This is a genomic window from Clostridium sp. CCUG 7971, from assembly GCF_017590215.1.
Lineage (GTDB): Bacteria > Bacillota > Clostridia > Peptostreptococcales > Peptostreptococcaceae > Faecalimicrobium.
Genome location: NZ_JAFFPK010000099.1, coordinates 25,009 through 37,235, shown reverse-complemented (window position 1 = coordinate 37,235; position 12,227 = coordinate 25,009). Strand labels below are relative to the sequence as shown.

Annotated in this window: 11 protein-coding genes; all 11 read right to left on the bottom strand. The window is 30.4% G+C overall.

Features of this window, described 5'->3' with window-relative positions:
* Nucleotides 1–30: 30 nt before the first annotated feature.
* Complete coding sequence (locus JWF52_RS12860) at nucleotides 31–1,125, bottom strand: CdaR family transcriptional regulator (protein ID WP_208333949.1); 1,095 nt, start codon at nucleotides 1,123–1,125, stop codon at nucleotides 31–33.
* 139 nt (nucleotides 1,126–1,264) lie between these two features.
* Nucleotides 1,265–2,557 carry a phosphopyruvate hydratase gene (gene eno, locus JWF52_RS12855; RefSeq protein ID WP_208333948.1) on the bottom strand — a complete coding sequence of 431 codons (1,293 nt, stop codon included), beginning with the start codon at nucleotides 2,555–2,557 and terminating at the stop codon, nucleotides 1,265–1,267.
* A 144-nt stretch (nucleotides 2,558–2,701) separates the two neighbouring features.
* Complete coding sequence (gene gpmI / locus JWF52_RS12850) at nucleotides 2,702–4,231, bottom strand: 2,3-bisphosphoglycerate-independent phosphoglycerate mutase (protein ID WP_208333947.1); 1,530 nt, start codon at nucleotides 4,229–4,231, stop codon at nucleotides 2,702–2,704.
* 12 nt (nucleotides 4,232–4,243) lie between these two features.
* The gene (tpiA, locus tag JWF52_RS12845; RefSeq protein ID WP_208333946.1) at nucleotides 4,244–4,987 is read right to left on the bottom strand and encodes a triose-phosphate isomerase; all 744 of its coding nucleotides are present in this window, start codon (nucleotides 4,985–4,987) and stop codon (nucleotides 4,244–4,246) included.
* A 168-nt stretch (nucleotides 4,988–5,155) separates the two neighbouring features.
* On the bottom strand, nucleotides 5,156–6,349 hold the full coding sequence (locus JWF52_RS12840) for a phosphoglycerate kinase (RefSeq protein ID WP_353654942.1): 1,194 nt from the start codon (nucleotides 6,347–6,349) through the stop codon (nucleotides 5,156–5,158).
* Between the two features lie 203 nt (nucleotides 6,350–6,552).
* Entirely contained in the window at nucleotides 6,553–7,560 is a 1,008-nt protein-coding gene (gene gap, locus JWF52_RS12835) for a type I glyceraldehyde-3-phosphate dehydrogenase (RefSeq protein WP_208333944.1), read from the bottom strand.
* Nucleotides 7,561–7,631: 71 nt separating this feature from the next.
* A complete protein-coding gene (locus tag JWF52_RS12830; RefSeq protein ID WP_208333943.1) occupies nucleotides 7,632–8,654 on the bottom strand; it encodes a sugar-binding transcriptional regulator in 1,023 nt (340 codons plus the stop codon).
* A 136-nt stretch (nucleotides 8,655–8,790) separates the two neighbouring features.
* A complete protein-coding gene (rpoN, locus tag JWF52_RS12825) occupies nucleotides 8,791–10,137 on the bottom strand; it encodes an RNA polymerase factor sigma-54 (RefSeq protein ID WP_208333942.1) in 1,347 nt (448 codons plus the stop codon).
* A gap of 112 nt (nucleotides 10,138–10,249) precedes the next feature.
* Nucleotides 10,250–11,125: an Hsp33 family molecular chaperone HslO gene (gene hslO / locus JWF52_RS12820; RefSeq protein ID WP_208333941.1), complete on the bottom strand. Its 876-nt coding sequence runs from the start codon at nucleotides 11,123–11,125 to the stop codon at nucleotides 10,250–10,252.
* A gap of 23 nt (nucleotides 11,126–11,148) precedes the next feature.
* Nucleotides 11,149–11,895: a class I SAM-dependent DNA methyltransferase gene (locus JWF52_RS12815; protein ID WP_208333940.1), complete on the bottom strand. Its 747-nt coding sequence runs from the start codon at nucleotides 11,893–11,895 to the stop codon at nucleotides 11,149–11,151.
* Nucleotides 11,882–12,136: an alpha/beta-type small acid-soluble spore protein gene (locus tag JWF52_RS12810; protein WP_208333939.1), complete on the bottom strand. Its 255-nt coding sequence runs from the start codon at nucleotides 12,134–12,136 to the stop codon at nucleotides 11,882–11,884. Before JWF52_RS12810 ends, JWF52_RS12815 begins: the two co-directional genes overlap by 14 nt.
* Nucleotides 12,137–12,227 lie beyond the last annotated feature (91 nt).

Genomic DNA, 12,227 nt, shown 5'->3' with positions numbered 1-12,227 from the left:
CATAAGCTTATGGCTTTTTATTTTATATATTTATATTCCTAGTTTTATATTTATCGCTAAATACAATATAACTGAGTCATTAAATTTTCTTGGATCAAAACCACTTTTTTGATTTATTTTATCTAATCTATACTGTAGTGTATTTTTATGAATATATAAATCTTGTGATGTTTGCTTTAATGACATATCATTTTTATAATAAATCTCTAATAAACTTATTTCCTCTTTGTCTAGATTATCTAAAATTTTGTCCATATATTGTTTCTTTACTTCTGCATCAACATTTTCTAATATAAGCTCTAAATTTAAAGAATCAATATAGGTTAAGATTTTTTTATAATTAGTAGAGTATTTTAATGCTATTCTAGCTTCTTGGTATGATTTATGAGTTTCGTAAATTTCTTTTAATCTTCCTACCCCTCCACTTAATGTTCCTTTATATGTTTTTAAAAAATCCATATAAACAGTTTTAAGCTTTTCATATCTTTCTTCATTAATTAAAGCAATAAACTCATTTGGATAAATATATACCTTAAAAACATTTCCAATAGAATCAAATACCTTTTTTATTTCATTTTCTATAATTTCTAAATCTCCATCTCTATGGTATTTATTAATTTTCATAATAACAACTGCAAACTTCTGATTAGATGATATATTAAATTCTTCTAATATATTTTCTATTTCATCTTTATCTTCTATATCATTGTATATTAAAGACTTTACCACATAGCTTATTCTTTGCTTATCAGCCTCATATTTGAAATTCAATTGCTGTTCCTTTATAAATATTTCTGTGATCTTAGTAACAAGAAACCCATATCTACCAACTTCACTAGGTTCTCCAGTTATCCCGATTGCTCCAATTGCAGTCTTATTTATTTTTATAGGATAATTTATACCATTTCTACTTCCTTTATACTCACTATCATCATCAACAACTATATTATTTAATGTTCTTATTGCTTCATATCCAGCTTGATGAAATGTATTTAGTCTTTTTTTATCTGTACTACCTATTATTATTCCATTTTTATCTATAAAGTTTATATCTTTATCTACAACTTCTTTTACTGCATTTACTATCTCTTGTGCTAAGTTAAAACTAATCTTATTAATTGCCATAAATTCAACCTTCTTCTCATGAAATTTTATGTCTTTTATATTTTAGTATATTTTTATATTATCATTTTTATAAAAAAATAAAGGGCAATAGATATATCTATTACCCTTTATCATATATTAAATTTAATTAAAAATTAAATTATTTTTTTAAGTTGTAGAAAGATTTTAATCCACAGTATCTTGCAGAATCTCCAACCATTTCTTCTATTCTTAATAATTGGTTGTACTTAGCAACTCTATCAGTTCTTGATGGAGCACCAGTTTTTATTTGTCCAGCGTTTACAGCTACAGCTAAGTCAGCTATAGTAGTATCTTCTGTTTCTCCTGATCTATGAGATATAACTGCAGTGTATCCAGCTCTCTTAGCCATTTCTATAGCATCTAAAGTTTCAGTTATTGTTCCTATTTGGTTAACTTTAACTAATATAGAGTTAGCAACACCTTGCTCTATTCCTCTTTCTAATCTTTCAGTATTAGTAACGAATAAGTCGTCTCCAACTAATTGTAATTTGTTTCCTAATTTTTCAGTTAATAACTTCCATCCATCCCAATCTTCTTCATCTAATCCGTCTTCTATAGTTATTATTGGGAAGTTATTTGACCAATCTTCATATAATTCAACCATTTCAGCAGCAGTTAATTCTTTTCCTTCTCCAGCTAAAACGTATTTTTTAGTTTCTTTGTTGTACATTTCTGTAGCAGCAACGTCAAGACCTAACATAACGTCTTTTCCTGGCTCATATCCAGCTTTAGATATAGCATCTACTATTAATTCTAAAGCAGCTCTATTTGAACTTAAGTTTGGAGCAAATCCACCTTCGTCACCTACACCACAAGCTAATCCGTTATCAGCTAAAACTTTCTTTAATGAATGGAATACTTCTGCACCCATTCTTAAAGCTTCTTTGAATGTTGGAGCTCCAACTGGTAATATCATGAACTCTTGTACGTCAACGTTATTATCAGCATGCTCTCCACCGTTTATTATGTTCATCATTGGAACTGGTAATTGCTTAGCATTTACTCCACCTATGTATTGAAATAATGGTAATCCTATTTCATCAGCAGCAGCTCTAGCTACAGCCATAGATACACCTAATATTGCGTTAGCACCTAATTTACCTTTGTTTGGAGTTCCATCTAATTCTATCATTAAACCATCTATACCAGGTTGGTCAAATGCATCCATACCTTCTAATTCTGGCGCTATTATTTCGTTTACATTATTAACAGCTTTTTCAGTACCTTTTCCTAAGTATCTTCCTTTGTCACCGTCTCTTAATTCAACAGCTTCGAAAGCTCCTGTTGATGCTCCTGATGGTACTATAGCTCTTCCTATTGATCCACTTTCTAAAGCAACTTCAACTTCTACAGTTGGGTTTCCTCTTGAATCTAATACTTCTCTTGCATATACTAATTCGATAACTGACATATTTATATCTCCTCTCGATATTCGTAAATTTATTTTACCTTTTTATTATATTACATAAAAACTATCTTTGATGGGTAAATTTGTAAATTTTCCATGTAATATTTTATATTATAGGAAATTAATAATTTCCTTTTTTAACCTATATTATTTTACTATTAATGAATTACCTGTCATTTCTGATGGTTGTTCTAAATCCATCATATCTAAAACTGTAGGTGCTATATCGCTTAATCTTCCATCTTCTTTTAGCTTAGCTGATTTTAAATCTTGCCCTACTACTATAAATGGTACTGGATTAATTGAATGAGCTGTTATTGTTGCATTACTTTCTGGGTCTTTCATGTACTCAGCGTTTCCATGATCTGCAGTTATTATTGCGCTACCACCTTTAGAAAGTATTTTATCAACTACTTTTCCTACACATGTATCAACTGTTTCTACAGCGACTATAGCAGCTTCCACTACTCCCGTATGTCCTACCATATCTGGGTTAGCATAATTTAGCACTATAAAGTCATATTTATCTTCATCTATTCTTGCTAATATTTTATCTGTTAATTCATTAGCACTCATCTCTGGTTGTAAGTCATAAGTTGCAACCTTTGGAGATGGTATTAATAATCTATCTTCATCTTTATTTGGCTCTTCTACTCCTCCATTAAAGAAGAATGTAACATGAGCATATTTTTCAGTTTCTGCAGCTCTTAACTGAGTTTTTCCATTCTTAGCTAAGTATTCACCTAAAGTATTTGTTAAACTTTGAGGTCCAAATGCTACATTAACATTTTTTATAGTTATATCATATGTAGTTAAACATACGAACAATGTTTTCATATTTGGTCTTTCAAACCCAGCAAAATCAGTATCAACTATTGCTCTAGTTATTTCTCTTGCTCTATCTGGTCTAAAGTTTCCAAATACTATAGAATCATCTTCTTTTATAAGGCCTACTGGCTTATTGTTTTCAACTATTACAGTTGGAAGAACAAATTCATCATTTTTATCTTCATTATATGAGTTTTGTACAGCTTCAACTGCAGATGTTGAAGTCACACCTTTTCCATCTACTATCGCTTCATAAGCAAGTTGTACTCTTTCCCATCTTTTATCTCTATCCATTGCATAGTATCTACCAGAAACAGAAGCAAATTTACCTACCCCTAATTCTTTCATGTAGTCTTCTACGTCTTGTATATATCCTATAGCACTTCTTGGTGCAGTATCTCTACCATCTGTGAAAGCGTGTACAAATACGTTTTCAACATTGTTTTCTTTAGCCATTTTTAAAAGTGCTTTTAAATGATCTATATGAGAATGAACTCCTCCATCAGATAATAATCCCATTAAATGAAGAGAGTGGCTCTTTGCATTTTCCATAGCTTTTAATAAGACTTCATTTTCGAAGAAGTCTCCGTCTTCTATAGCCTTAGTAACTCTAGTTAAATCTTGGTATACTATTCTTCCTGCCCCGATGTTAGTGTGCCCTACTTCTGAGTTACCCATTTGTCCATCTGGAAGACCTACATCAAGTCCACTAGCATTTATTAAAGTATGAGGATATTCTTCAACTATTTTATCTAAGTTAGGTGTTTTAGCAGCAGCCACAGCATTACCTGTTTCTATCTTACTTTCACCAAAACCATCCATTATTATTAAAGCAATTGGTTTTTTCATATCTGTCACTCCTTAGAAATTAACAAGCTCTGTATAGTCGCTAGGTGCTAAAGACGCTCCACCAACTAAAGCTCCATCTATATCACTTTGGTTCATTATTTCAGTTACATTTGAAGGCTTAACGCTTCCTCCGTATTGAATTCTAACTTCATTTGCTAATTCTCCGTAAAGGTTAGCTACAACTTCTCTTATGTAAGCTATAACATCGTTAGCATCTTCAGCTGTTGCAGTTTTTCCAGTTCCTATAGCCCATATTGGTTCATAAGCTATAACAACTTTTACTAAATCTTCTTTAGTTACATTTTCTAAAGCTTTTTCTATTTGAACCTTACAAACTGACTTAGTTTCACCATTTTCTCTTTGCTCTAAAGTTTCACCACAGCATAATATTGGATCTATTCCATGTTCTAATGCTTTTAAAACTTTCTTGTTTACTGTTTCATCAGTTTCATTGAAGTATTGTCTTCTTTCAGAATGTCCTATAACTACATAGTCTATTCCTATTTCTTTTAACATAGCTGGTGCTACTTCACCTGTGAAAGCTCCACTTTCTTCAAAGTGCATGTTTTGAGCACCTATTTTTATGTTGCTTCCTTTAGTAGCTTCTTTTAAATCTTTTAAAGCTAAAAAAGGTGCACATATTACAGCTTCTACTTTATCATTATTTACTTTATCTTTAACTTCATTCACAAATTCTACAGCCTCAGCTATAGTTTTGTTCATTTTCCAGTTTCCTGCTATTATTGGTTTTCTCATTTTATTATTCCTCCCACTTGGAATTAAATCTTTGAGAAATTTTAATATTAAGATTTCTCATGATTTAACTTATATTTTATAGGTAGTTTTACTAAAAGTAAAACTTAAACTGTGGACATATTTATATAAACATCTAGCATATTTAATACTTTATGATTTTTATCAAATTTATTTGTTATCTAATGCTACTATTCCTGGTAACTCTTTACCTTCTAAGAATTCAAGTGATGCTCCACCACCAGTTGATACGTGAGTCATCTTATCTCCAAATCCTAATTGGTTAACAGCTGCAGCACTATCTCCTCCACCTATTACAGTAGTAGCATCTGTTAAAGCTGCCATAGCTTTAGCAACAGCTAATGTACCTTTGTTGAAGTTTTCAAATTCGAATACTCCCATTGGTCCATTCCATACTATTGTTTTAGAATCATTTACTGTATTTACATATAATTCTATTGTCTTAGGTCCTATATCAAGTCCCATGTGACCAGCTGGTATATCAGCACCTTCTGTTATAACTGGAGTTACATCAGCAAACTTGTCAGCAACAGCATTATCTATTGGTAATAAGAATTTAACACCTTTAGCTTCTGCTTTAGCCATCATTTCTTTAGCGTATTCTACTCTATCTTCTTCAACTAATGAAGTTCCTATTTCGTGTCCTAAAGCCTTTAAGAATGTATAAGACATTCCTCCACCTATTATTATGTTGTCTACTTTTTCTAATAACTGCTCTATAACAGCTATCTTATCAGAAACTTTAGCTCCACCTAATATTGCAGTGAAAGGTCTTACTGGGTTTGCAACAGCTTCTCCTAAGAACTTTAATTCTTTTTGTATTAAATATCCGCAAGCTCTTTCATTTAAGAATTCTCCAGCACCTACTGTAGAACAGTGAGCTCTATGAGCAGTCCCGAATGCATCATTTACAAATACTTCAGCTAAAGATGCTAATTCTTTAGAGAAGTTTTCTTCATTTTTAGTTTCTTCTTTTCTGTATCTAGTGTTTTGTAATAATACTACATCACCATTTTCCATCTTTTCTACAGCCGTCTTCGCATTTTCCCCCACAACATTATCATCCGCAGCAAATACTACTTCCTTATCTAACATCTCCGATAGCCTTTTAGCAACTGGCGCTAAAGATAATTCTGGTTTAGCTTCCCCTTTTGGCTTTCCTAAGTGAGAACATAATATAACCTTTGCTCCATTATCTATTAAGTATTTTATAGTAGGTAGTGCCCCATTTAATCTGTTTTCATCAGTTATTACACCATCTTTTAATGGCACATTGAAGTCACATCTTACTAAAACCTTTTTCCCGTTCACATTTATATCTTCTATTGTTTTTTTGTTAAGCATTGACATAATTATATCTCCTCTCAAAAGCAAATTAATTTCTAATTTAGTATATCACATTTTTCCTATTTTTTACACTTTATGTAATATATTTTTACCAAAAGTATACTCTATTTATTTTAAACAGTGTACTTCATTTAAATATTCTGTTTAAAAAATCCGAGTTATGCAGTAATAAACTACATATCCTCGGACTTTATATTAAATTACTTAGCTAAACCAGCGAAGTATCCTAATGTTCTTATTAATTGAGCAGTGTAAGACATTTCATTGTCATACCAAGAAGTAACTTTAACTAATTGTTCTCCGTTTACTTCCATAACTCTTGTTTGAGTAGCATCGAATAATGATCCGAAGTCTATTCCTACTATATCAGAAGATACTAATGGTTCTTCAGTATATCCGAATGATTCATTAGATGCAGCTTTCATTGCAGCATTTATTTCTTCTACAGTTACTTTCTTTCCTAATGTACAAACTAATTCAGTTAAAGAACCAGTTACAACAGGTACTCTTTGAGCTCCACCGTCTAATTTACCTTTTAATGCAGGTATAACTAAACCTATAGCTTTTGCAGCTCCTGTAGTGTTAGGAACTATGTTAGAAGCAGCAGCTCTAGCTCTTCTTAAGTCTCCTTTAGCATGAGGTCCATCTAATGTATTTTGGTCATTAGTGTAAGCATGTATAGTAGTCATGAATCCTTTTTGTAATTCAAATTTATCGTTTAATACTTTAGCCATTGGTGCTAAGCAGTTAGTTGTACAAGATGCTCCTGATATAACTGTTTCTGATCCATCTAATACATCATTGTTTACGTTGAATACTACAGTTTTTAAATCCCCTGTTGCAGGTGCTGATATAACAACTTTCTTAGCTCCAGCTTCTAAGTGAAGTCCAGCTTTCTCTTGAGAAGTGAAAAATCCTGTACACTCTAATACTATATCAACATTCAATTCAGCCCATGGTAAATCAGCTGGGTTTCTTTCAGCAGTAACTTTTATTTCTTGTCCGTTAACTACGAAAGCACCTTCTTTAACTTCTATTTCACCATTGAATCTTCCTTGAGCAGTATCATATTTGAATAAGTGAGCTAAAGTTTTAGCATCTGTTAAGTCGTTTATTGCAACAACCTCAAACTTATCTGTTTGCTCCATTAATTTTCTTAAAGCTAATCTTCCTATTCTTCCAAATCCATTTATCGCAACTTTAACCATTTTGCTACCTCCCTATAAAGTAAAAATGTGTTTATATTATGACTAGCGATGCTAGTTAATCAACCTTTTAATTATATTAGTTCTAATATTTTGTTAGCGCTTTCTTCATCTGTTATAAGCACTATATTTTTGTTTATATTTGCCATAGCTATTAAAGCTTCTGCTTTTCTAGTTCCTGCAAATACGGCAATGTTTTCTTTAACATTTTTAAATGTTTCTAAGTTAATACCAACTGTATTTAACTTATATACTATTTCACCTTTTTTGTTAAAGTAGTGACCAAAAGCTTCACCTACTGCACCTTTTGATACTATTTCTTCAACTTGCTCTTTTGGTAATTTTCTTCTTGTTGCCATTTCATCTGCTCTACCAATTCCAAAAACTAATACATCTGTCTTCTCTATAATATCTAATGTCTTTTTAATTTGTGGCTCTTGAGTAAGTGTTTTCATAGCTTCTTCACCTAGCTCATCTGGTATATGTAATAATTTATACTCAGAGTTCAGTTTTTTACTAACCATTGCTACTATGTTGTTTGACTGAATATCAACGTCTGTACCCATACTTCCCCTTGCAGGAACTGCTACTACGTCGTTGTATTTTTTATCAGTCTTTATACTACTTGCAAACTCTAACATAGTACTTCCACCAGTTATAGAAACTATATCTCCATCTTTTAGTACATCTATGAAGTACTCGGCTCCAGATCTAGCTACATCTTTTAGCAATGTTTCATTACTATCATAACTTCCAGGTACTAATACTACCTTTTTTATACCAAGTTTATCTCTCACTCTATCTTGAAGTGTAGATAATCCCATGATATCATTCATAATTTCTTTAAGCTCATCTAAAAGGTCTGAACCTTCTCTTGTAATAGTCATTCCAGATACTGCTACATCTATAAGACTTTGTTCTTTTAGAAATTCAGTTTCTGATCTTACTATTCTCTCACTAATTCCAGTTACATTCGATAAGGTTCTTCTCCCTATAGGCTCACTTATTGAAATCTGCCTTAGTATAGAGTATCTTCTTTCCATAAGCTCTATTACTTGTGGAATCAACTTTTGTTGAATTTTTAGTAAATTTTTCATATTGTGCTCCTTTGTTAAACATCTTGGGACTTTTTTTGTCCCTTGTATTTATTTCAGTCCCACAAGATAACTTTATTTTAAAGGAATTGGAAAGATATTTCAATAGTTTTTACGATATTTTTATATTTTTTTATTTTTAAAATTTCTTTCTTTTACTTGATGATAATATTCCTAGCTCTTCTCTGTACTTTGCAACCGTTCTCCTAGCCACACTTAATCCTTTCTCTTTTAGTAGCTTTGATATTTGGTCATCACTTAAAGGCTTCTTTTTATTTTCGCCCTTTATTGTCTCCTGTATTATCTTTTTTATACTAGTACTAGATATTACTCCATCATAATTTGTTTCTAATGAACTACTAAAGAAGTATTTGAATTCAAATAATCCAAAAGGTGTTAGCATATATTTTCCATTTACACCTCTACTTATTGTAGATTCATGAAAATTCAAAGTGTTAGCGATATCTTTCATCTTCATAGGTTTTATGTATTTAATTCCTTTTCTAAAAAAATCTTCTTGTGATTTAACTATTTCTTCTGCAATTTTTAATACAGTATTTTTTCTACCTTCTATATTTTTAATTAATCCTGTTGCAGAATTTAATTTTTCCTTTATAAAATCTTTTGCACTTTTATCATATTGTGCATTTTTCAATACTTCTTTATAAAAGTTGTTTATTTTTATTCTACAAGCATCATTACTATTTGTATAAACAATAAATTCATCATCTATTTTTTCTACCATTACATCAGGTTGTACGTATATACTTTTTTCTATAGATAAAGACCCAGCTGGTCTAGGGTCTAATGCCTTTATTATGTTTATCATATCAATACATCTTTTTAGAGATATATTATATTTTTTACTTATCTCTTTATACTTATTGCTTGCCACTAAATCTAAATCCTTATTAACTATTTCCTCTAGTGTCTTATTATGTAGTCCTAAGTTATTCATTTGTATTGTTAGACACTCTGATAAATTTCTAGCTCCAACACCGCTTGGTTCTAGTTGCCAAATTTTTTCTAAACAACTATTAAATAATTTTTTATCTATATTTAATAAATCAATAATTTCACCTTCATCAATTCTTAAATATCCATCTTTATCTAAGCTATCTATAATATACTCACATATATTCATTTCTTCCTTATTCAACTTATATAAGCTTATTTGAAGCTTAAGATGTTCATATATATTTGATGAGTCTTTTATCATATTTTCTAAATTTATATCATTATCCGGATTATAATTTAATTCATTTTTACTTATATGAGTTGATTTTTCAATATTTGCTATGTATTCTTCCCAATTTACTTCACTACTTATCTCTACTTCTAATAATGGATTTTCCTCTGCTTCTTTTAAAATTATATCTTCTACTTCTAACTTACTCATATTTAATATGTTTAAGGATTGCTTAAGCGCAGTTGTCATTATTAACTTTTGAGACTGAGTTAGGTCTAAACTTTGATTAAAATTCATCTTATTTCACCTCATACTTCCCACTAATATACAAAAACCCTCTTATACAATTATATTTTATCATTTAAAATATAACTTGTCTAAAAGGGTTTATGTACTGATATTTATTATATTACATCTCTTTTAATATTTCTAAAAGATCTTCTTCACTATAGTGGTATTTTGAGTTACAGAATTGGCATCCTATCTCAGCTTTTTTATCTTCTTCTATTATAGAAGCTAATTCTTTTTTACCTATTGCTATTAAAACTTTTTGAACTCTTTCTTTTGAACATTCACATTCAAATCCAACTTCATATTTGCCTAATATATTAGGATCTAATCCATCTAAAACTATATTTAATATGTCTTCTGGAGTTTTACCTTCTTGCATCATATTAGTTATAGATGTTAATTTCGATACATTTTCTTCTAACTTGCATATATTTTCTTCTGTTGCATCTGGCATTAATTGAACTATAAATCCACCAGCATGTTCTACTTCATCTTCTTTAGTTAAAACTCCTAATGCTACTACTGATGGAGTTTGTTCTGATAGTGCAAAGTAATGAGTAAAATCTTCTGCTATTTCTCCACTTACTAATGGATATGCTCCATTATATGGCTCTCTAAGACCTAAATCTTTAGTAACTTTAACAACACCATCTGTTCCTACAGCTGCTGCAACATTTAACTTTCCATTTTCATAGTCAGGTACTTCTACATATGGATTCTCTACGTATCCTTTTACTATACCTTTTGAGTTAGATGTAGCAAGTATTGTTCCTATAGGTCCTCCACCTTTTATTATAACTGTTAATTTATCGTTATCATTTTTCATCATTAAACCCATCATAGATGTAGCTGTTAGTGTTCTACCAAAAGCTGCAGTTGCAACCTTAGTAGTTTCATGTAATTTTCTTGCCTCTTCTACCATATTAGTAGTAGTTGCTACGAAAGCTCTAATTTGTCCTTGTCCTGCTGTTGCTCTTATTACGTAATCTTTCATTGTATTCCTCCAATAACTTTACTCTATTTTTTGCATACGAAGAATATTCTTTCATCTTCTCCACTTGGACTTTCAAAAGTGAAGTCTGCATATGTTTTTATATGCTCAAAACCTGCTTCTTTAAGTAAATCTATTATTTCGTCTTCTGTATAAGCTCTTTGTTGATGTACTTCTTCAAATCTTTCAAATTTTCCATCTTCACCTTTAATAAAGAATGATAATTCCATTTCTACTAAATTTTCTTCTTCATCAAAATAATTTTGCCACATATAAGCTATATCTTCTCTATTTTCACCATACATATTGTTTCCTAGTATAGTAGATAATTTGTAAAATGAGCTTACATCAAATATGAGTAAACCGTCCTTTTTTAGTAATTCATAAGATTTTTTAAATACATGTTCTAAATCATCATCATAAGTTATATAATTAAATCCATCACATGCACATAAAATACAGTCTAGATTTGGTATATCAAAATCTAATTCTGCCAAATCTTGTTGTAGTAAAACTAATTCTACACCTTCTTTTTCTGCTTTTTCCCTAGCAACACTAAGCATTTCTTCTGATATATCAATAGCTGCTATATCATAGTTTTTCTTAGTTAAAGGTATAGTCATATTACCTGTACCACATGCTAATTCTAATATATTTTGAACTTTAACATTTTCACTTTTTATTATGTCTTCTATATATTTAACCCATCCATCATAATCAACTTCATTCATAAGTTCATCATAAACGAATGCAAAATTTTTATACTGTTCCATCGTCCTTATTTGCTTCCTCCATCATCTTCTTCTTTTGTTTTTTTCGTGATGTAAGCATTCCACCTATTTTTCCAGCTTCCTTAGCTGTAAGCCCTGCCCAGCCTTGTTCGCTAACCTTGTCCATAAGGCCAAGTTCTGATGCTATCTCATATTTCATTATATCATTATCTGTCAATATTCTTTTCTTTTTACTATTTGATTGACTTTTTTTACCTGGTTTATTTAATAATTCATTATTCATAAAAAACACCCCTTTTTATTTATATTTGTATTTTTGTCATATAAAGAAAAATTATACAAATATTTAAGGGGTATCTTTAAGTAACAGACAA

Excerpts from the sequence above, each read along its gene's own strand:
- JWF52_RS12860 (WP_208333949.1), bottom strand. The coding sequence starts at position 1,125 with ATGGCAATTAATAAGATTAGTTTTAACTTAGCACAAGAGATAGTAAAT.
- eno (WP_208333948.1), bottom strand. The coding sequence starts at position 2,557 with ATGTCAGTTATCGAATTAGTATATGCAAGAGAAGTATTAGATTCAAGA.
- gpmI (WP_208333947.1), bottom strand. The coding sequence starts at position 4,231 with ATGAAAAAACCAATTGCTTTAATAATAATGGATGGTTTTGGTGAAAGT.
- tpiA (WP_208333946.1), bottom strand. The coding sequence starts at position 4,987 with ATGAGAAAACCAATAATAGCAGGAAACTGGAAAATGAACAAAACTATA.
- JWF52_RS12840 (WP_353654942.1), bottom strand. The coding sequence starts at position 6,349 with ATGCTTAACAAAAAAACAATAGAAGATATAAATGTGAACGGGAAAAAG.
- gap (WP_208333944.1), bottom strand. The coding sequence starts at position 7,560 with ATGGTTAAAGTTGCGATAAATGGATTTGGAAGAATAGGAAGATTAGCT.
- JWF52_RS12830 (WP_208333943.1), bottom strand. The coding sequence starts at position 8,654 with ATGAAAAATTTACTAAAAATTCAACAAAAGTTGATTCCACAAGTAATA.
- rpoN (WP_208333942.1), bottom strand. The coding sequence starts at position 10,137 with ATGAATTTTAATCAAAGTTTAGACCTAACTCAGTCTCAAAAGTTAATA.
- hslO (WP_208333941.1), bottom strand. The coding sequence starts at position 11,125 with ATGAAAGATTACGTAATAAGAGCAACAGCAGGACAAGGACAAATTAGA.
- JWF52_RS12815 (WP_208333940.1), bottom strand. The coding sequence starts at position 11,895 with ATGGAACAGTATAAAAATTTTGCATTCGTTTATGATGAACTTATGAAT.
- JWF52_RS12810 (WP_208333939.1), bottom strand. The coding sequence starts at position 12,136 with ATGAATAATGAATTATTAAATAAACCAGGTAAAAAAAGTCAATCAAAT.